This window comes from Leisingera sp. G5_S3_59_S7, from assembly GCF_054968485.1.
In genome coordinates this window covers 1-19,370 of the sequence record NZ_JBQKUH010000068.1, presented here as the reverse complement: position 1 = coordinate 19,370, position 19,370 = coordinate 1, and the positions used below count along the sequence as shown (strand labels likewise).

The following is a 19,370-nucleotide window of genomic DNA, read 5'->3' as shown; positions in this document are numbered from 1 at the left end:
GCGCCGGGCGCAAAGGGTTTGACAGCGCCGGGGATTTATGTGCTTTCGGTGCCGCAGCAGACGACAGGGCCAGGCCCGCAAGCAGACAGGAGCACCCCCGGTGAGCACAGCAGAGGCGCGCAGCACAGACATTCCGGCAGCGGCCCCGGCCATGGCAGCGGCAGGGCGGCTGGTGGCGGTGGTGGTGACCCACAACCGGCTGGACAAGCTGAAGGCGACGCTGGCGCGGCTCCTGGACAGCCCCGCAGGCGAGCTGGCGGCAGTGGTGGTGGCTGACAATGCCTCCAGCGACGGCACCGCCGAGTGGCTGGCAGCGCAGCAGGATCCGCGCCTCGACATCTGCACCAGCGCAACCAACCGCGGCGGCGCCGGCGGCTTCGAGATGGGCATGCGCCGGGCGATGGAGCATCACGCCCCCGACTGGCTGGCGGTGATGGATGACGACGGGCGGCCCGCCCCCGGCGGGCTGGCAGCGTTTCACGCGCTGGCGATGCACCGGCAGCCGGCAGCTGCGGCAGGCGGTGGCGGCTGGGACGCGGTGGCGGCGGCGGTCTATTTCCCCGACGGCCGCATCTGCGAGATGAACCGCCCCTCGCGCAACCCGTTCTGGCACGGGCGCGAGTTCCTGCGCACCCTGTTCGGCGGCGGCCGCTCCGGCTTTCACGTGCAGCCCTCGGATTACGAGGGGGCGGGGATGCAGATTGATGTCACGTCTTTTGTGGGCTTCTTCATCTCGGCGGATGCGGTGCGGCGCATCGGTTATCCGGATCCGGAGCTGTTCATCTATGGCGATGACGGGCTTTATACGCTGGGGCTGACCAAATCGGGCGGCCGGATCGGCTTTGAGCCTTCGGTGCGGTTCGAGCATGACCTGTCGACCTTCCAGGCCGGGGGCGCGGACGCGCAAAAGGCGGAGGCGGCGCAGCGCGGCCGCTTCGTGCCGCTGTGGAAGGCCTATTACTATCACCGCAACCTGCTGCTTCTGTACCGGATGGCGGCGGGCTGGCTGTTCTGGCCGGTGCTTCTGGTGATCGTGCCGAAGTGGCTGATGAAGCTGCGCCACCACCGCGGCGGCCGGTGCGCCTTTGCCCGGCTGATGGGCCATGCCCTGCGCGACGGGCTGCTGCGGCGGACCAAAGTGCCCCATGCCAGGGTGCTGGAGCTGGCGGGCGAAGGCTGAGCCGGCGGCGGTCCCGCGCCGCGCTCAGCGGTTCAGGATCACCCGGTGGTAGCGGCCCATCAGCACCAGCCCCAGCGCCAGCAGGGTCAGGCTGGTGAGCAGCACGTAGGTCACATTCACATATGCGGCGGTATAGGTGGGGTAGAAGCCGGTGCGCATCAGCCCGGTGATATGCATCAGCGGGTTGTACCACAGGATCTCCTGCGCCAGCGGCGGCAGGTCTTCATAAAGAAAGAGGACGCCCGAGGCGAGGAACAGCGGCCGGGTGATCACCGACCAGGCCACCTCCCACAAGGGATAGAGCCCCATCAGCACGCAGTTGAGCGTGCCCACCCCAAGACCCAGCACCATCGACAGTGCCATCGCCAGCACCGCCGCCGGCAGGTCCAGCACCGCGCGGCTGTCGACCACCATCAGCGTGCCGGCCAGCAGCAGAATCGCCACCAGGCTGCCGGTCAGGCTGTTGAGGACAAACCGCGCCAGAATCGCGTCCACCCAGGTCACCGCGGGGAACTGCAGCAGAGGCTTGGAGAAGTTCAGCGCCCGGGCGGTGGTGTTCGAGATGGTTTGGTAGAGGTCGAACGCCAGATAGCCGGTGGCGTAAAACAAGAGGAAGCTGGTGCCCAGCGACGGGCTGCGGATCACCAGCGAGAAGCCGAGGCTGAGGAACAGAATGGCCGCCAGCGGCTCAAGAATGGCCCAGAGGTAGCCGCCGGGGGTGCGGCCGTAGCGGGTCGACATCTCGCGCAGCACCAGCGCCGCGATTGTGCGCAGGCTGGCAAAACGGCGGTTGCGCCCGGCGGCGGGCAACTGGGCGGGCATCTGAGCGGGGGGCAGGGCAGGGGCCGCTGCGGGCGGGGTGCTGGTCATGAATACCCATTGTGAATATGCGCTGTGCAGGCGATAATATGAAAGAAAGACGAGGCAATTACAAACGGCTGCAGGCCGGGATAAGCAGATTATGACACAGGATCGCCCGGCGGCGCGCCGGAAGGCTGCCGCCCAATTCCGCACCGGCCGCAAAAGCTCTGACTCCTCCGGCCCGGCAGAGGCCGGGGCGGAGGGCAGCGGCCCGGACCAGGCTGCCGCGCCCGGCCAGGAGGCCGGCAATGTAAAACGGCTGCCCGGCGCGGCAGGCGGCGAGGACGGGCAGGGCCGTCAGGGCGGCAAGGGCGGAGGCAAGAAGCTCAGGAGACTGCGCCGCAAGGTGCAGAAGGCCGAGGCGGCCCATGCGGCGCTGGAGGCGCAGCTGGCCGGAACCCCGGCCTATCCGGTGGCCCGGCCCGCGCATATGAAGGGGCGCCACCGCGGGCTGATCGCCAGTTTCGCAGCACTGGTGCTGCTGCCGCTGGCAGCGGCGGTGTTCTATCTGTTTGCGGTGGCCGAGGATCAGTATGCCTCCACCACCGGCTTCACCGTGCGCAGCCAGGAAAGCTCCGGCGCCAATGACATCCTGGGCGGGCTGGCCAGCTTTGCCGGCAATTCCACCGCCTCGGACAGCGATATCCTTTATGAGTTCATCCAGAGCAAGGAGATGGCCGCGGCGGTCAGCAAGCGGGTCGATCTGCGCGGCCATTACAGCCGGCACTGGCCCGGCGACTGGGTGTTTGCGCTGTGGCCGGATGCCACCCTGGAGGAGCTGGTCTGGTTCTGGCAGCGCATCGCCCGCATTTCCTATGACAGCGGCTCGGGGCTGACCGAGGTGCAGGTCACCGCCTTTGATCCGCAGACCGCCCAGGCCATTGCCCAGGCGATCATCGAGGAAAGCCAGACCCGCATCAACGCGCTCAACGATCAGGCCCGTACTGACGCGATGCGCTATGCCGAGGCGGACCTGGCAGAGGCGGTGGAACGGCTCAAGGGCGCGCGCGAGGCGCTGACCCGGTTCCGCACCCGCACCCGCATCGTCGACCCGGAGGCCGATATCCAGGGCCGCATGGGGGTGATGAACAACCTGCAGCAGCAGCTGGCCGAGGCCTTGATCCAATACGACCTGCTGGCCGGCTCGGTGGCGCCGGGCGACGTGCGGCTGAAGCAGGCGCAGCAGCAGATCGATGTGATCCGCGAGCGCATCAACATCGAGCGCCAGACCTTTGCCTCCAGCAACACCGACACCGGCGGCGTCGGCGAGGATTACCCGACGCTGATCTCGGAGTTCGAGCGGCTGACGGTGGACCGGGAATTTGCCGAGGAGGCCTACCGCGCGGCGCTGACGGCGCTGGAGGCGGCGCGCGACGATGCCGCCCGCCAGAGCCGCTATCTGGCCACCTACATCAAGCCGGCCCTGGCCGAAGAGGCGGAATACCCGCGCCGCTTTGTGCTCAGCGCGCTGGCCGGGCTGTTCCTGCTGCTCACCTGGTCGATCCTGGTGCTGATCTATTATTCGATCCGCGACCGCAACTGAGGGGCGGGCGATGATCCGGTTCGAGAACCTGACCAAGAGCTTCCGGCTCAAGGGCGAGCGCAAGGTGGTGATCGACAACCTGAATCTGACGCTGCCCGAGGGCAAGTCGCTGGCGCTCCTGGGCCGCAACGGCGCGGGCAAGTCGACGCTACTGCAGATCATCGCGGGCACCATGCGCCCCGACTGCGGCCGGGTGGTCAGCGATGGCACCATCTCCTGGCCGGTGGGGCTGGGCGGCTCGTTCCACCGCGAGCTGACCGGGGCGGAGAACGTCCGCTTCATCGCCAGGATCTACGGGGTGGACACCGATGACCTGGTGAATTTCGTCGAGGATTTTGCCGAGCTGGGCAAATTCTACCACATGCCGGTGCGCAGCTATTCCTCCGGCATGAAGTCGCGGCTCACCTTCGGCGCCTCGATGGGGATCCGTTTCGACACCTATCTGGTCGACGAGGTGACCGCGGTGGGCGACCGCGCGTTCAAGCGCAAGAGCCGCGCGGTCTTTGCCGACCGGATGAAGCATTCCAGCGCCATCATGGTCAATCACTCGATGAACCAGGTGCGCCAGTTCTGCAATGCGGGGCTGGTGCTGGAGCACGGCAGGATCCGCTATTTCGACGACCTCGATGAGGCCATCGAAGTGCACGAGGCGATGCTGGAATAGCGCTCAGGCGGCGGCGGGCGCGGGAATCTGAAGCGGGGCGGCAAAGAGGAATTTATTTCCGCTGCCAGCTCCAGTATGCAGCCCCCAGTGATGATTGCAGGTGCCGGGCAAAGGAGTTTTACCGATGGCAAAGGATGTGCGGGCTGCGGGGGGCGCAACGGCGCTGCAGAGTCTGATGTGGCCGGAATTCGGCATCTGCACCGAACAGGACCTCTACTTGCGGGCGCAGGGGCCGGTGGCGGTGTCGCCGGAGCAGCGCGAGCTGCGCTTTGCGGCCGGCGGCCATGTGTCCTTCGGCAGCTGGTTCAACCTGTTCAACCTGGAAAAATGGCAGCGCGAATGCGGGCTGCAGAGCCTGGCGCTGCAGCTTGAGGGCGAGGGCGCCTTTGAGCTGGCGGTGGTTCTGGCGCCGCGCGGCCGGTCCTGGGACCGGGTGGTGAGCCGCTATGCGGAATTCCCGGAGGACGGGCGGCTGGAGATCAGCCTGGACCATGTGCTGGTGCCGGACGTCACGCCCGGGGTGCTGTTCTTCGAGCTGCGCGCGCTGGGGGCAGGGCGGCTGACCGGGGCCGGCTGGCAGACGCAGGACGCGCCGCGGCGGGAGCCGCAGCTGGCGCTGGCGGTGACCACCTTCAAGCGCGAGGCGGCGGTGGCGCGCACGGTGGAACGGTTCTGCGCCTTCCGCGAACGCTCCTGGATGAAGCCGCATGTGCAGATGATCGTCACCGACAACGGCCAGTCGGTGGAGCTGGCGCCGCAGGAAGGCGTCACCCTGGTGCCGAATGAAAACCTGGGCGGGGCGGGCGGCTTCACCCGCGGCCTGCTGGAGGCCCGCGCCCGCGGCGCCTCGCACTGCCTGTTCATGGATGATGACGCCTCGATCCACATGGAAAGCCTGGAGCGCACCTGGATGATGCTGGCCTATGCCAGGGATCCCGGGACTGCTGTGGCCGGGGCGATGATCAGCGAGCAGCACCGCTGGGCGATCTGGGAGAACGGCGCCCGCTTCTTCACCCGCTGCCAGCCGCTGCACATGGGCACCGATCTGCGCGACACGGGCCAGATGCTGGCGATGGAGCATGAGGCGGCGCAGCCGGTGCCGGAGGATTTCTACGGCGGCTGGTGGTATTTCGCCTTCCCGGTGGAGCAGGCAGAGCACCTGGCCTTCCCGTTCTTCGTGCGCGGCGACGATGTCAGCTTCTCGCTGGCCAATGATTTCAACATCATCACCCTCAACGGGGTGGTCTCCTTCCAGGAAAGCTTCACCGAGAAGGAAAGCCCGCAGACCTGGTACCTGGACCTGCGCAGCCACATGGCGCATCACCTGAGCCTGCCGCAGCTGGAGGTGGGCCCGCGCGGGGTGCTGAAAATCGCCGCCTGGTTCTTCCTGCGCAACCTGCCGCGGATGCATTACGACACCCTGGCCACGATCAACCTGGCGGTCGAGGATGTGATGAAGGGGCCGGAGTTCTTTGACGAGCACGCCGACATGGCCGGGCGCCGGGCCGATATCAAGGCGCTGACAACAGCCGAGGCCTGGCAGGATCTGGACCCGCGCCAGGCGCTGCCGCCGGTGCGCTACCACCCGCCCGCGGCCTGGAAGCGGCATTTGATGAAGCTGACCCTCAACGGCCTGCTGATCCCGGGCTTTGCCCGTTTCGGCCGCAAGATCACCCTGGAGGCGCAGAACCGCAGCCACATCGGCTATGCCTGGGGCGCGGCAGAGATCGCCTGCCTGAATGCGGAGCGCACGAAATTCTATACCGTGCGCCATTCCAAGGCGGCCGCCTGGCGCGAGCTGAAGCGGTTTGCCAAAAACGCCCGCGCCTTCCTGAAGGATTACGACCGGCTGTCCGCCGCCTACCGCAGCCGCTACGGGCAGCTGACCAGCGAGTCCTATTGGCAGGACAAGCTGGCCCTGCCGGGCGCAGATAAAACGATACAACAGGAAGCCGCCGAGTGAAGAAGATCCTCCGCCGTCTGCTCCAGCCGCTCACCGGATCGCAGACCCTGCGCAAGACCGGTTCGGCGCTGCAGAGCAGCATTGAACCCGCCCTGAACCTGGTGCCGTCCCGGCCGCTGCAGGTGATTCTGTTCATCGGCCATCACAAGGTGGGCTCGACCTCTCTGCAGGACTACCTGTCGCGCAATGCCGCGGCGCTGGCGCGCTCGGGCATTCTCTACCCGTATGCGGATTTCGAAGGCCTGGCGCATCAGGCCGCCGCCGCGGCGGGGCAGGGGCCTGCCCTGGGCAGCCTGCCGATCAACGTGCGCGAGCCGCATAACGCGCTGGCCTTCCGGATGCTGGCGGCCGGGGCCGGCGGCCGGGTGCCGCCCTATCACAAGCGCCTGCCCGCGCTGCCGCAGATGGTGCATGCCATCCAGCAGCAGATCCGCTTTACAGAGCCGCATACGGTGATTCTGGCGGCAGAGGTGTTTGCCAATTTCAACGCCGCCGCGCCCAAGCTGATCAAGCAGCTGGCGGGGTATTTTCCGGGCGCCGAATTCACCCTGGTGGCAACGCTGCGGCGGATCGACGAATACCTGGCCTCCTGGCACGGCCAGCGGCTGAAGTTCGGCCACCAGCTGGCGCCGCTGCGCGAGGACGGGCTGGACGGCTATTTCCAGGGCATTCATTTCGACTACCGGCTGATGCTGGAAGGCTGGCTCAAGACGCTGCCGGACGCGCGGCTGATCCTGCGCGATTACACCGAAGTGCGCGCGGGCGGCGGATCGGTGGCGGATTTCATCGCCCGGACCGGGCTTGAGCTGCCCGCAGGGCTGGCCCCGGAACGGCGCGAGAACGATTCCATCCACCGCGGCATCTACGAGATCATCCGGCGCGGCAACCTGCAGCTGCCGGACCGCAAGGCGGCGGAGCTGCGCCGCGCCCTGCGCGAGCGGACGCCGGAGCTGGAGCTGCCGTCCAGCCGCCGGATCGAGCTGTTCGGCGCGGACAACCGGCAGCGGATGCTGGAGCGGTTCCGCCCGATCGACGCCTGGCTGGGGGAAGTGGCGGGACGCCCCGCCTTTTTCGAAGACCTGGAGCAGGTTCTGGAGGTGCAGCCGCTGGCCGAAGAGGAGGTGTTCCGCGCCGCGCTGGAGCGGGTCTGCGGCGGCCTGCCGGAGGGGCTGGATCAGGAGGCGGCGGATTTCCTGAAGGCGCTGCAGGCAGAACAAAAGGAAACCGGCAGCACGGCTGCGGCGGGAGAACGGATTGCATGATCAACGAGCTTGTCATTCATCTGGGGGATACCAAGACCGGGTCCACCTCGATCCAGAAGGCACTGGTGCAGAAAGCCTATGAGGTGCCGGGCACCGCGATCTGCTATCCGACCACGAACCACCACAACGCGCTGGCCCGCACCTTGAACCGGAAGCGGTTCAAGGCGGACAAAGAAACGCGGTTCACATCACTGTACCGGAAATTTTCCGCCAGTAAGGCGGATATCGGGATTGTCTCGGCCGAGCACTTCCAGTTCGTTGACCCCGAAGAGTTCTCCCGCGCGATGGAAACCTACTGGCCCGCCCTGCACGGGAGCGCGCGGCTGATTGTCTATGTGCGCCCGCATCATGAAAAGCTGCTTTCGTCCTTCTCGGAGCGGGTCAAGCTGGGCCAGGTGCAATCCGGCTTCGGGGCGTTTGCAGAGGACGTCTTTGCGGGCAGCCTGCTGGACTATCTGCCCCGCCTGCGCAAATGGCGGGAGGTTTTCGGAGACCGTTTCGAGGTCCGCCCGTTCGTGCGCAGCGCGCTGTACCAGCAGGATGTGATCAAGGATTTTTTCCGGTTCACGCTGGGCCACGAGGATTTCGCCATTTCCGGCCCGGTGGAGGCAAACAGCTCTCTGACACTGCCGCAGCTTGCATTGCTGCGGCTGGTCCATCAGGCGCTGCCGGAGACGCTGGCAGCCAAACAGAAAGAGATGGGCCCGGCGCTTTTTGAGGCGCGCAGCACCCTGGGCCGCACAGTAAGCGAGCACCTCGGTGACATGAAGCTGGGAGCGGACGGCCCCCGCCTGCGGCTGCCGGCCAGCCTGACGGAGCAGGTTCAGGCCCGCTATGCAGAGGATGCCGCGGCCTTGGATGCCGAGTTTTTTGAAGGCACGCCGATGTCCGATGCTCTTGCCGGGGCCGGGCGCAAGGCCTCGCATGATCCGCAGCCGCTGGAGGCGTCCGATTATTTCGCGCCGGAAACGGTGGCCGCGGTTCAGGCCATGGCCCGGATCATGGCGGGCATGCTGGCGGAACACCCGAAGAAATTCTTGAAGATGGCAGCAAAGACACGGCTGATGTTCACTGAGGCCGGGCTTGAGCAAGCAGCGAAGAACAGGACAGACACATGAATATTCTATGCGTTGGCGCAGGCATCTCGGGCGCGGTGATCGGACGGCATCTGGCGGAAGCGGGCCATCAGATCACCGTGGTGGACAGCCGCAGCCATGCCGGCGGCAACTGCCATACCGAGCGCGATGCGGACACCGGCGTGATGGTGCATGTCTACGGGCCGCATATCTTTCACACCGACGACGCCGAGGTCTGGGACTATGTGAACCGGTTTGAGACCTTCAAGCCCTACAAGAACCGGGTGAAATCCACCACCCGCGGGCTCACGGGCGAGCAGGAGGTGTTCTCCTTGCCGGTCAACCTGCACACCATCAACCAGTTCTTCCGCAAGACGATGCGCCCCGAAGAAGCGCATGATTTCATCGTCAATGAGCAGGCCGACACCTCGATCGAGAACCCGGAGACCTTTGAAGAGCAGGCGATGCGCTTTGTCGGCAAGGATCTCTATGAGGCGTTTTTCAAGGGCTACACCATCAAGCAGTGGGGCATGCATCCCTCGGAGCTGCCCGCCTCGATCCTGAAGCGGCTGCCGGTGCGGTTCAACTACGACGATAACTATTTCTTCCACCAGTTCCAGGGGATGCCGGAAAACGGCTACACGCCGATGATCGAGAAGATCCTCGAGCATGAGAACATCACCGTGAAGCTGGAGACCGAATTCACCCCGGAGACCGGCGCAGAGTATGACCACGTGTTCTACTCCGGGCCGCTGGACGGCTACTTCGGCTACGAGCTCGGCCGCCTCGGCTACCGCACCCTGGATTTCGAGCGCTTCACCCACCAGGGCGATTACCAGGGCTGCGCGGTGATGAACTACGGCGAGGAAGAGGTGCCCTTTACCCGCATCACCGAGCACAAGCATTTCGCGCCGTGGGAAGAGCACGAGGGCTCGGTGCTGTACCGCGAGTTCTCCCGCCTGGCCGAGCCCGGCGACATCCCCTATTACCCGATCCGCCAGGTGAAGGAGAAGGCGCTGCTCGCGGATTACGTCAAGCTGGCCGAACAGACCGCCGGCGTCACCTTTGTCGGCCGCCTGGCGACCTACCGCTATCTGGACATGGATGTGACCATCCGCGAGGCGCTGGACGCGGCGCGCGGCTTTGCCGCCTGCCTGGAGAAGGGTGAGGCGGCACCGGCGTTTTTCAGCGCGCCGCTGTAGAGCCTGCATTGCGGGCCGCAAAGGCCCGCAGCCGCGCCCGGTCCCCGTCATCCAGCAGGCTGGCGCGGGCCCAGCCCTCCGGCCCGGCCCCGTTGCGGATTTCGCAAAGGCCGCCGGTGCCGGTGGCAAAGATCTGCTGCAGCTGCGCGCGTTCGCTTTCGATCTGCCTGGCGATTGCCGCGGCGGTGTCCGCCCCGATGTGCAGCGTGGTGCCGCGGCGGTTTGCGGGATCCGGCCGGGTGCTGAAATCCGTCTCCATCAGCTGCGGGCGCAGCCGGGCAAAGCTGTTCTGATCCATCAGGGTCTGCAGGTATTCCAGCTCAGCGAGCTTGCGGTTGCTGACCCGCCGGTTGCGCCGCCCTGTGCTGCCGGGGAGGGGCAGATCCAACAGGCTGCAGAAATCTGCCAGCATGTCCGGCTGCGCAAGATCCTGCGGCTCGATCGAGCGCAGCGTCAGAACCTCAGGCGGGAAATGCGCCATCAGCATCCGTGCGAAGCCCAGATTGGAGTAGAGCGGGAAGCCCCGGCTGTCCTCAAAACAGGCGAGGAATTTTTCGATCGAGGGCGCGCCATCGGCGTAGAACCTGTGCCGGTTGATCTGGAGCAGCCCGGCCCGGACAAATTGCGCATAGCAGGATTCGGTAAAATCATAAGGATTGCGGAAATAGGCGGCGATCCGGATCTGCCAGTCCGGCAGCTGCGCCTGCAGCGCCTCGTAGAGCGGCAGCAGGTTGCTGCCCGGAAAGGCATTGGCCCAATGCTCGCAGGACAGCACGATGCGGCTGCACTCCCGCTCCAGCGCCTCGGCGCTGATCTCTGCCAGCGCTTGCGGCAGCATCTTTGGCGGCAGCTTGGCCAGCGGCAGGTGATTGCGGTAGCCATCCGGGCTGCGCCAGGCCTGAGGGTAGCAGACTCCGCGGGCCTGGTGGTCGCTGGCGGCTGCCGCCAGATGCCGCTGGATGGTGGTCGAGCCGCATTTGGGCAGGCCGATATGCAGCCAGACCTGGCGGCCGGGCGGTCTGCTGCGGACTGCGGGAGGGGCGGCCGGCGCGGGGGCGGGCACGGGAGGCGGCGCCTGCTGCAGCGCGGCGGCCAGGCGGCCGCTTTCGCATTGGGCCAGATAGGCTCTGACCGGCGGCGGCACCTCTTCGGCAAAGAAGGCCTGGGCCTGGCGGGCAAGCCGGGGCCGCAAATCCGGCCGGATGAAACTGCCGATCCAGCCCAGCAGCCCGGCTGCGAAACTGTAGAAGGGCACCGTGAAGGCGCCGAGATCCCCGCGCGAGTGCAGCTCTGCGGAAATACGGGACAGGGCGGTGAAGACCTGCAGCCGTTCCGGGCCGTTGCGGTTGGTCAGCCGCCCCTGGCCCTCGGCCACATAGTGCATCACCCCGATCCGGTCGCTGGCCAGAATGGTCCGGGCATTGAGAAAGCTGCGCCAGTGCAGCTCCACGTCATTGTGGACCGCGATTTCGGTGCAGCGGATGCCATGCTCCTGCAGAAAGCCGGTGCGGTAGATCTTGTTCCAGGGGTAATTGGCGGTCTGGCACAGGCTGACCGCCGCGGCGGGGGAGACCTGCGACAGGGCGCCGACATCGGTGCCGGCGCTGCGCCACAGGGCCAGGTCTGCCGGCATCTGGCCCCAGCGGCCGTCTGCGCCGCAGCGGCTGTCATGGTGCTGGAAGATGCAGAAATCAAACGTCTTGCCGTCGAGATCCCGCAGCAGATCCGGCAGTTCGCGCAGCGGCAGATCGTCGGCGTCCAGGAACATCACATGCTCCGTGGCCGCATGCTGAAGCGCCAGGTTGCGTGCCGCTCCGGCGCCGCGCGGGCGGTCCTGGCGCAGCAATGTGATCCGCTCCGGCGGCAGGCCGGCCGCAGCGGGCAGCGGTTCAAAGGCAATTGCAGGCTCTGAGCCGTCGTCCGCGATGATGATATGGCTGGCGAGCTTCAGCTGCCGGATTTGCCGCAGCAGGCGGTGCAGAGGGGCCTCGTCATTATGCGCAGGAATAATGACGGTCAGATTCATACGGCGAACAGGCGCAGGTCGTGCAGATCCAGGCGGAAGCTGTGCAGCGGCAGGAACAGCACCAGTTCGCGCCAGGGCGCTTCCGGCGGCAGGTCCTGTTGCAGGCTGATCTGCAGGGCGTCCAGATGGCTGGCGGCCTCGGGATGGGTCAGAATGCGCTTGGGGAAGAAGCAATCGTCAAAACCGCCTTCGCTGCGGCCCGACCGGATGCAGGCGCGGACCGCCTCGATCGACGGGGAGGTGCCGCGGCAGGCAATGCCGACGAGGCCGGCCTGGGACAGGCTGAGGCCGCCGAGGTCCATGTGCAGCCCGAACCAGCCGCCCTCGCCGCCGGCGGTGGCCTCCAGTTCAAGCAGCCGCCCGGCCGGAGAGCGCCAGCGGCCGGACAAGTGAAGCGCGGGGTCTGCATGCAGGGCGATCCCGGGCTGGATTTCGGTCTGCGCGCGAAGGTCCCCCTCTGCCTGGCTGTTGCGCAGAAGCTGCAGGGCATAGTTGAAATCTGCTTCCGGCCCGGTGGCCACATTATCGGTCATCTCTGGCGCCTCGGCTTATTTTCGGTCGAGGCCCTGTAGTGCCGTCTCTGCTTTGGTTTGTCCATCGGCAAAAGAGAGCGTAAAGCACTGGGGGCCTGGCGCAGGCGGCCATGGCTGAACAAGGAAAACCGATGCGGACACAAACAGGGCTGGCGCAGGGGTATGCGGCCGCGGTGCGGGCGCTGGCGGCGCAGCAGCCGGAGTACGAGGCCGGCGCGGTTTTGCACCGGGCGCTGGAGCAGGCGCAGGACCAGGACGCGGTCCTGGAGCTGGCGGCGGCAGCGCTGGACCTGGCGGAGCCGGACTGCGCCGCGGCGGCGCTGGCACGGCTGCCGCAGGCGGCGCCCCGGCAGGCGCTGCAGCAGCGGGCGGAGCGGATGTTCTCCCTGGCGCGGATGCCGCAGCCGGTGCCGCCCCAGGGCTGGGCGCCGGTGCCCGGACGGGTGGCCTATGTGCTTTACAGCAGCCTGCCCTGGCTCTCGACGGGCTATGCGGTGCGGTCGCAGCGGCTGGCGCAGGCGCTGCGCGGGGCCGGCGCGGATCTGTTCTGCCTGACCCGTCCCGGCTTCCCCTGGGATGAGGATCCGGCGGCGCTGTCGGCGGATATGCCGCTGGCCAGAGCCTGCGGGGAAGAGGTTGCAGGGGTGCCCTATCTGCACAGCCCGGAGCCGCAGTTCGGCAGCTGGCAGAATTACCCGGCTTATGTGCGCAGCAGCGCCGAGGCGCTGACGGTGCGCTTTCTGGATCTGCGGCCGGAGGTTGTGATGGCGGCGTCAAACCACGCCTGCGCCCTGCCCGCGCTGATCGCGGCCCGGCGTCTGGGGCTGCCCATGGTTTATGATATGCGCGGCTTCTGGGAGCTGAGCCGGGCGGCGCGGGAGCCGGGGTTCCTGGGCGCGCCGCAATACCGCTATGAGCGCTGGCTGGAAACCCGGGTGGCGGGGCAGGCAGATCACGTTTTTACCCTGTCGCAGCCGATGCGCCAGGCGCTGCTCCGCCGCGGCACGGCTGCGGAGCGGATCACCTTTCTGCCGAACGGCTGCGATCCGGACAGCTTTGGCCCGTCCGGGCGCGGCCGCAGGCTGGCGGCAGAGCTGGGGCTGCCGGACGGGGTGCCGGTGATCGGCTATGCCGGCAGTTTCCCGGCCTATGAAGGGCTGGAGGATCTGGCGGCCGCGGCGGCGGCGCTGAAGGCGGCCGGCCACCGCTTCCGGCTGGTGCTGGTGGGGGATGAGCACGGCACCGGGCTGCGCGGCACCCCGGTGACGCAGGCGCTGCGCCGCCAGGCGGCGGAACTGGGGCTGGGGGACTGGCTGATCATGCCGGGCCGGGTTCCTTTCGAACAGGTGCCGGACTGGCTGGATCTGTTCGATATCTGTGTCTTTCCCCGCCGCCCGCTTCTGGTCACCGAAATGGTCGCGCCGCTGAAACCGGTGGAGGCAATGGCGGCCGGCAAGGCCATTGTGCTGTCGTCGGTGGCGGGGATGCAGGGGATTTTGCAGGATGGCGAAAGCGGGCTGGTCTTTGCCAAGGGAGAGAGTGCGGACCTGCAGCGCCAGCTGGGCCGCCTGCTGCGGGATCCGGAGCTGCGCGCCCGCCTGGGCCGCTCCGCCCGCGCCCGGGCCCGGGCGGACTATGCCTGGTCCAGCATCGCGGCGCGGATGCTGGGCTGCCTGAAGGCGGCGGCGGCCTCCGCCGGGGGCTAGGGCCGTCCCTGTTGTTACTTCGGCCGGTTTACTTGGACCTGAATGTCAGCGACGCCTTGCGCAGGGGGGCGGTCACCCGCCAGGAGGTGCTGTTTTCAAGAGCGTGCACCCGTTCCGCAAATTGATCGCACTGCTGTTTTGCCGCGCTGAGCTGCTCTTTCAGGTCAGCGATCTCCTGCTGCAGGCTCTGGCTGTCTGCTTTGGCCCTCTCACGTTCTGTGCGCACCGTTTCAATTTCAAGACCAAGAGCTGCGATATCGGTGTAGCGCTCACTCAGGGTTTCCTCTTGTTCCGTGAGCAGTTTACGCAAGTGTTGTGTCTCTTCCTCCAGAGATGGGAGGCGGTGTTTGAACGTTGTCAGCTCTTCATGCAGCAGACTGTTCTGCTGCCGCGCCTGCGTGAGATCCTGGTGCAGCTTGGATTGCGGCCCCTTTTGATCTGTCTGGGATTTCAACTGCGCCTGGGCTTTTTGAAGCTCTGCAGCGTTGAGTGCTGCGTTCTGGCGTGCCTGGGTCAGCTCAGCGGTGGCTTGTTCCAATTCGCAGGACTTGCTGTGCAGTTCGCCCAAACGCCTGAAAACCGTGCTTGCGGCTATGTAACCGGGATGCCCGGGATTGAGTTGCACCAGCCGCTGCAGCCGCTCCGGCTGATTGCTCCCGTGAATGACGAGACTGGCCGGCCCGTGCAGGCCGAGGCTGAAGACTTTATCTTCCGCCAGGAAGGCCTCTTGGAAAGCTGCCTCTGCGCCCGCTTCCGGGCCATGCAGGAAAAGGATGATGCTCTGGTCTGACAGCCGGGACTGCCAGGTGCTGCTCAATGCGCTGATCAGTGCCTTTGAAGCCGGCCGGTTAACAATCAGCAGGTCGGCCTCCCGGCCGAGGGGCAGAAACTCCGGCGTTTCCCCGGATGCCTTGGCAAAGTGTGAAAAGTCCTCGTAGTTCCGCTGGTTGAAACTGGTTGTTTCTGCGTTGAGCGCAGTGTCCTCCACGCCGATGCACAGGCTGTCCAGCCCGAGTTTGTCCACCGCCTGGCACAGCGCGAAGTGCGGAACCGCATCTGCCACCCCCAGCGTGACCGCGATGCGCGGCCGGGCGGTTTCGGTCAGCCAGAACAGCAGCGGAATGTGGCACAGGGCAGGCGAGGCTTCCAGATAGCGCGCGCGCCAGAACAGGGAGCGGCTGGCCAGCGGCGTGAGGATATCCGTGCCCGGCTGCTGAACGCCGTTTGCAGGGGAGGCGGCCAGGCTGTGCGTCTTATCCTGGTGCAGTTCTGATTGCTCGGCGGATCTCATCGGCGGACCTGTTCAATAATTATCCCGGAGGGCGCTTGCTGTTTATGGGGAGAGCGTGTGAGGAGCAAGGGGGAAGGCGCGTTTTACGTGTGGTCCGGGGGGGCGGCTGGCTTGGCTTTCATGCCGTGAACCGGTACCTCCTGAGCGGAACTGGCGTGAGAAACGGATTCGGTATGCCCCTTGCAATTGTTGTTCTTGCCGCAGGCCGCGGAACCCGGATGGTGTCTTCCAAACCGAAGGTTCTGCACCCGATTGCAGGCTTGCCGATGCTGTTCCATGCGATGCAGCCGGCCGCCGGGCTGGATCCGGACCGCTGTGTGGTGGTTGCAGGGTTTGCCGCGGAACAGGTTTCGCAGGCGCTTCAGGAGCATATGCCGCATGCTGAAGTTGTCATTCAAAAAGAACAACTTGGAACGGCTCATGCGGTAGATCAGGCGCGCGGAGCCCTGGCGGATTTCGACGGGGATGTGATTGTTCTGTTCGGCGACACTCCCTTTATCAGGCCGGAGACGCTGCAGGCGATGCTGGACGCGCGCCGGGCGTCGGCGGATGTGGTGGTTCTGGGCTTCGAGCCCGCCGATCCGGCCCGTTACGGGCGCCTGGTGATGGCGGACGGGCAGCTGCAGCGGATCGTCGAGGCCAAGGATGCGTCGCCGCAGGAGCTGCAAATCGGGCTGTGCAACTCCGGGGTGATCTGCTGCAGCAGAAAAAATCTGTTTGATCTGATCAGCCGGATCGGCTGCAGCAATGCCGCCCAGGAATACTATCTCACCGGTATCGTGGAGCAGGCCAGTGATGTGGGGCTGGCCTGCGCCGTGGTCACCTGCGCCGAGGAGGAGACGCTGGGGATCAACTCCCGGGCGGAACTGGCCCGGGCGGAGGTGATCTTTCAGACCCGGGCCCGCCAGGCGGCGATGGCCGCGGGCGTTACGCTGGTGGCGCCGGAAACCGTTTTCTTTGCGCCGGATACCCGGCTGGAACGGGATGTCCTGGTTGAGCCGCATGTGGTGTTCGGGCCCGGCGTGCAGGTCGGGGAAGGGGCGGTTGTGCGCGCCTTCTCGCACCTGGAGGGCTGCCAGATCGGCCGCGAGGCCGTGATCGGCCCCTACGCCCGCCTGCGGCCGGGCAGCGCCATTGGCGAAGGCGCCAAGGTCGGCAACTTCGTTGAGACCAAGAATGCCACGCTGGAGGCAGGCGCCAAGGCCAATCACCTGAGCTATCTGGGCGATGCCCGCATCGGCGCCGGGGCCAACATTGGCGCCGGAACGATCACCTGCAACTATGACGGGGTGATGAAGCACCGCACCGCGGTGGGGGCAGGTGCCTTTATCGGCAGCAACAGCGCTTTGGTGGCGCCGGTATCCGTGGCGGCGGGCGCCATTGTGGCGGCGGGATCCGTGGTCACCCGGGACGTGCCGGCAGACGCCCTGGCCCTGGGCCGGGCAGAACAGGACAACAAGGCCGGGGCCGCAGAGCGCCTGCGGCAGCGCCAGCGGGCCCGCAAGGCCGCGGCGCAAGACGCGTGAAAAAACACTTCAGAGGGTAAGAGTATGTGTGGAATCGTCGGGGTTCTGGGGCAGCATCAGGCGGCACCGGTTTTGATCGAAGGGCTGAAGCGGCTGGAATACCGCGGCTATGACAGCGCGGGCATCGCAACCGTGAATGGCGGCCGCCTCGGCCGCCGCCGGGCGGTGGGCAAGCTGGCCAACCTGAATGATCTCCTGGTGCATGAGCCGCTGGCGGGCACCGCAGGCATCGGCCACACCCGCTGGGCCACCCATGGCGCCCCCTCCCTGCAAAACGCCCACCCCCATGCCCGCGAGCGGGTTGCGGTGGTCCATAACGGCATCATCGAGAACTACCGGGAGCTGCGCGCCTTCCTGGCGGAGCACGGGCTGAAGGCGGAAACCGAGACCGATACCGAAACCCTGGCGATGCTGTGCGACTATTACCTGCATCAGGGGCTGGAGCCGGCGGAAGCCGCCCGCAAGACCATTGCCCGGCTGGAAGGCGCCTATGCGCTGTGCTTCCTGTTCGAGGGCGAGGAGGACCTGATCGTCGCCGCCCGCCAGGGCAGCCCGCTGGCGATCGGCTGGGGCGAAGGCGAGATGTTCATCGGCTCGGACGCTTTGGCGCTGGCGCCGATGACCTCGCTGGTCACCTATCTGGAAGAGGGCGACATGGCGGTGGTGACCCGGTCGGGCTGCGCCATCGAGGATGCCGGCGGCACCCGGGTGGAGCGTGCCCGCAGCGAGATCGCGCAGTCGGTGGCGGCCGTGGGCAAGGATGGCCACCGCCATTTCATGTCCAAGGAAATCGCCGAGCAGCCCGCGGTCCTGGGCGCGGCCCTGAAATATTACCTGGACGGCGGCGAGGGGCAGCGGGCCCTGGAACAGATCGACTTCAGCCGGTTCGACCGGGTGGTGATGGTGGCCTGCGGCACCGCCTCGCTGGCCTGCCTGACCGCCAAATACTGGTTCGAGCAGATCGCCCGCCTGCCGGTCGAGGTCGATATCGCCTCGGAGTTCCGCTACCGCGAGCCGCCGGTCTCGGACCGCACCCTGGCGCTGTTCGTGTCGCAGTCGGGGGAAACCGCAGACACGCTGGCAGCGCTGCGCTACTGCGCGGGCAAGGCCGGCATGATCCTGTCGGTGGTCAATGTGCCCGAAAGCTCGATCGCGCGGGAAAGCGGCCTGGCGCTGCAGATCCACGCCGGGCCGGAAATCGGCGTGGCTTCCACCAAGGCCTTCACCTGCCAGCTGGCGGTGCTGGCCGCACTGGCGCTGGAGGCGGCGCGCCAGACCGGGGCGCAGCCGGCCGGGCTGCTGCAGGATTACGAGGCGCAGCTGCGCCACATGCCCAGCCAGGTGGCCGAAGCCCTGGCCTGCGAGGCGGAGGTGCGGGCTGTGGCATCGCAGCTGGCGCGGTTCAGCCATGCGCTGTTCCTGGGCCGCGGCGCGCTCTATCCGCTGGCGCTGGAAGGCGCGCTGAAGCTGAAGGAGATCAGCTATATCCACGCCGAGGGCTATGCCAGCGGCGAGCTGAAGCACGGCCCCATCGCGCTGATCGACGAGGAGATGCCGGTGGTGGTGCTGGCGCCGCACGACGAGCTGTTCGGCAAGACCGTGTCGAACATGCAGGAGGTGATGGCGCGCGGCGGCAAGATCGTGATGGTGAGCGATGCCAGGGGGCTGGACGCCGCTGCAGACGGCATCTGGCAGCCGGTCCGCATGGCGCCGGTGCCGGGCCCGTTTGCCGCCATCGCCTATGCGGTGCCCTTGCAGCTTCTGGCCTATCACACCGCGGTCGAGAAAGGCACCGACGTGGACCAGCCCCGCAACCTGGCGAAATCGGTGACGGTGGAGTAGGGGGCGGCATATGCCCCGGCTCAGCAGCGGCAAATGTTTTCCTTAGGGAAAGAACCTGGAAAGGTCAGAGAATGAAGCCCTTGTTTATGACTATCTTTATGGCCCGCAGCGGATCCAAGTTCCTGCGCAGCCTTCTTAACCAGCATCCGGATATCCAGGATTTTGGAGAGTGTTTTCACGAAAGAGCCAAGAATTATGGCGATGAGGGGGCGCTTTTTTCCAAGCTCGGCGAAATCTTCCTGTCGCCAGCGCGGGTCAAGGGCATCCAGTTCCGCTATCCGCGCCATTTCAGCGAGTTTCCAGAAGTTGCCCGGCTCCTTGAGGCGCATCCCGAGGGGGTCAGGTTTCTTCACCTCAAGCGCAGGAACCCACTAAAGGGGGCTATTTCGCAGCAAAACTCTGAGAAGCTGAAGAAGAGCACCGGGAAAGCCCATCTTTTCAAGGCGTCAAATCCGGAGTTGCGCCAGAAATTGCTTCTTGATGTTCCGAGAGCCGTGAAGGAAGCGCATGACCGGGCGCGTTTGGATGAGGAGTACTTGGCTTGGGGGCGGTCTTTGTTCGATACGCATGAGGTCTATTACGAAGACCTTACGTCGGACAGAGAGCGGGTTGTGAACGGTATTTGCCGGTTTTTGCAGATTAACCCCTTCAAACCGGACAGTTTGAAGGAAAGCGATCTGATCAAGGTCACTTCG

General features: G+C 66.2%; 15 protein-coding genes. 11 read left to right on the top strand and 4 right to left on the bottom strand.

The features are described 5' to 3' along the window. Window positions 1-100 precede the first annotated feature (100 nt). Window positions 101-1,180, top strand: coding sequence for a glycosyltransferase (locus ACTRWG_RS20375; RefSeq protein WP_462829859.1), 1,080 nt, complete (start codon window positions 101-103; stop codon window positions 1,178-1,180). 24 nt (window positions 1,181-1,204) lie between these two features. Here ACTRWG_RS20375 and ACTRWG_RS20370 read toward each other — a convergent pair whose 3' ends face one another. Then, the gene (locus ACTRWG_RS20370; RefSeq protein WP_462829858.1) at window positions 1,205-2,050 is read right to left on the bottom strand and encodes an ABC transporter permease; all 846 of its coding nucleotides are present in this window, start codon (window positions 2,048-2,050) and stop codon (window positions 1,205-1,207) included. A 91-nt stretch (window positions 2,051-2,141) separates the two neighbouring features. On the opposite strand from ACTRWG_RS20370, the gene ACTRWG_RS20365 reads away from it, so the two are divergent. The 6 genes from ACTRWG_RS20365 to glf all read left to right on the top strand — a co-directional run bounded on the left by ACTRWG_RS20365 (window position 2,142) and on the right by glf (window position 9,751). Beyond that, a complete protein-coding gene (locus tag ACTRWG_RS20365) occupies window positions 2,142-3,584 on the top strand; it encodes a sugar transporter (protein WP_462829857.1) in 1,443 nt (480 codons plus the stop codon). A gap of 10 nt (window positions 3,585-3,594) precedes the next feature. Continuing rightward, complete coding sequence (locus ACTRWG_RS20360; protein ID WP_259959471.1) at window positions 3,595-4,248, top strand: ABC transporter ATP-binding protein; 654 nt, start codon at window positions 3,595-3,597, stop codon at window positions 4,246-4,248. 124 nt (window positions 4,249-4,372) lie between these two features. Further along, window positions 4,373-6,211 (top strand): glycosyltransferase, encoded by a 1,839-nt coding sequence (locus tag ACTRWG_RS20355; protein WP_462829856.1) that lies wholly within the window; start codon window positions 4,373-4,375, stop codon window positions 6,209-6,211. Next, on the top strand, window positions 6,208-7,473 hold the full coding sequence (locus ACTRWG_RS20350; protein ID WP_462829855.1) for a hypothetical protein: 1,266 nt from the start codon (window positions 6,208-6,210) through the stop codon (window positions 7,471-7,473). The genes ACTRWG_RS20355 and ACTRWG_RS20350 overlap by 4 nt, the downstream gene beginning before the upstream one ends. Next, complete coding sequence (locus tag ACTRWG_RS20345) at window positions 7,470-8,591, top strand: hypothetical protein (protein WP_260033644.1); 1,122 nt, start codon at window positions 7,470-7,472, stop codon at window positions 8,589-8,591. The genes ACTRWG_RS20350 and ACTRWG_RS20345 overlap by 4 nt, the downstream gene beginning before the upstream one ends. Further along, a complete protein-coding gene (gene glf, locus ACTRWG_RS20340; RefSeq protein ID WP_462829854.1) occupies window positions 8,588-9,751 on the top strand; it encodes a UDP-galactopyranose mutase in 1,164 nt (387 codons plus the stop codon). The genes ACTRWG_RS20345 and glf overlap by 4 nt, the downstream gene beginning before the upstream one ends. On the opposite strand, the gene ACTRWG_RS20335 is transcribed toward glf, so the two are convergent. Next, window positions 9,735-11,777 carry a glycosyltransferase family 2 protein gene (locus tag ACTRWG_RS20335; protein ID WP_462829853.1) on the bottom strand — a complete coding sequence of 681 codons (2,043 nt, stop codon included), beginning with the start codon at window positions 11,775-11,777 and terminating at the stop codon, window positions 9,735-9,737. The genes glf and ACTRWG_RS20335 overlap by 17 nt on opposite strands. Then, window positions 11,774-12,310, bottom strand: a complete 537-nt coding sequence (locus ACTRWG_RS20330) for a hypothetical protein (protein ID WP_462829852.1) — start codon at window positions 12,308-12,310, stop codon at window positions 11,774-11,776. Before ACTRWG_RS20330 ends, ACTRWG_RS20335 begins: the two co-directional genes overlap by 4 nt. 131 nt (window positions 12,311-12,441) lie before the next feature. On the opposite strand from ACTRWG_RS20330, the gene ACTRWG_RS20325 reads away from it, so the two are divergent. Continuing rightward, complete coding sequence (locus ACTRWG_RS20325; protein ID WP_462829851.1) at window positions 12,442-14,016, top strand: glycosyltransferase family 4 protein; 1,575 nt, start codon at window positions 12,442-12,444, stop codon at window positions 14,014-14,016. A 28-nt stretch (window positions 14,017-14,044) separates the two neighbouring features. Here ACTRWG_RS20325 and ACTRWG_RS20320 read toward each other — a convergent pair whose 3' ends face one another. Continuing rightward, window positions 14,045-15,307: a hypothetical protein gene (locus ACTRWG_RS20320; protein ID WP_462829850.1), complete on the bottom strand. Its 1,263-nt coding sequence runs from the start codon at window positions 15,305-15,307 to the stop codon at window positions 14,045-14,047. Window positions 15,308-15,480: 173 nt separating this feature from the next. Here ACTRWG_RS20320 and glmU point away from each other — a divergent pair, with 173 nt between their 5' ends. The 3 genes from glmU to ACTRWG_RS20305 form a co-directional block, all read left to right on the top strand. Continuing rightward, the gene (glmU, locus tag ACTRWG_RS20315) at window positions 15,481-16,833 is read left to right on the top strand and encodes a bifunctional UDP-N-acetylglucosamine diphosphorylase/glucosamine-1-phosphate N-acetyltransferase GlmU (RefSeq protein ID WP_462829849.1); all 1,353 of its coding nucleotides are present in this window, start codon (window positions 15,481-15,483) and stop codon (window positions 16,831-16,833) included. A gap of 24 nt (window positions 16,834-16,857) precedes the next feature. Beyond that, window positions 16,858-18,675 carry a glutamine--fructose-6-phosphate transaminase (isomerizing) gene (glmS, locus tag ACTRWG_RS20310; protein WP_462829848.1) on the top strand — a complete coding sequence of 606 codons (1,818 nt, stop codon included), beginning with the start codon at window positions 16,858-16,860 and terminating at the stop codon, window positions 18,673-18,675. Between the two features lie 71 nt (window positions 18,676-18,746). Continuing rightward, the coding region (locus tag ACTRWG_RS20305; RefSeq protein WP_462829847.1) for a hypothetical protein at window positions 18,747-19,370 on the top strand (624 nt) is incomplete at its 3' end.

What these genes read in the sequence shown, in the direction of transcription:
- ACTRWG_RS20370 (WP_462829858.1), bottom strand. Translation starts at nt 2,050, where the DNA reads ATGACCAGCACCCCGCCCGCAGCGGCCCCTGCCCTGCCCCCCGCTCAG.
- ACTRWG_RS20365 (WP_462829857.1), top strand. Translation starts at nt 2,142, where the DNA reads ATGACACAGGATCGCCCGGCGGCGCGCCGGAAGGCTGCCGCCCAATTC.
- ACTRWG_RS20360 (WP_259959471.1), top strand. Translation starts at nt 3,595, where the DNA reads ATGATCCGGTTCGAGAACCTGACCAAGAGCTTCCGGCTCAAGGGCGAG.
- ACTRWG_RS20355 (WP_462829856.1), top strand. Translation starts at nt 4,373, where the DNA reads ATGGCAAAGGATGTGCGGGCTGCGGGGGGCGCAACGGCGCTGCAGAGT.
- ACTRWG_RS20345 (WP_260033644.1), top strand. Translation starts at nt 7,470, where the DNA reads ATGATCAACGAGCTTGTCATTCATCTGGGGGATACCAAGACCGGGTCC.
- glf (WP_462829854.1), top strand. Translation starts at nt 8,588, where the DNA reads ATGAATATTCTATGCGTTGGCGCAGGCATCTCGGGCGCGGTGATCGGA.
- ACTRWG_RS20335 (WP_462829853.1), bottom strand. Translation starts at nt 11,777, where the DNA reads ATGAATCTGACCGTCATTATTCCTGCGCATAATGACGAGGCCCCTCTG.
- ACTRWG_RS20330 (WP_462829852.1), bottom strand. Translation starts at nt 12,310, where the DNA reads ATGACCGATAATGTGGCCACCGGGCCGGAAGCAGATTTCAACTATGCC.
- ACTRWG_RS20325 (WP_462829851.1), top strand. Translation starts at nt 12,442, where the DNA reads ATGCGGACACAAACAGGGCTGGCGCAGGGGTATGCGGCCGCGGTGCGG.
- ACTRWG_RS20320 (WP_462829850.1), bottom strand. Translation starts at nt 15,307, where the DNA reads ATGAGATCCGCCGAGCAATCAGAACTGCACCAGGATAAGACGCACAGC.
- glmU (WP_462829849.1), top strand. Translation starts at nt 15,481, where the DNA reads ATGCCCCTTGCAATTGTTGTTCTTGCCGCAGGCCGCGGAACCCGGATG.
- glmS (WP_462829848.1), top strand. Translation starts at nt 16,858, where the DNA reads ATGTGTGGAATCGTCGGGGTTCTGGGGCAGCATCAGGCGGCACCGGTT.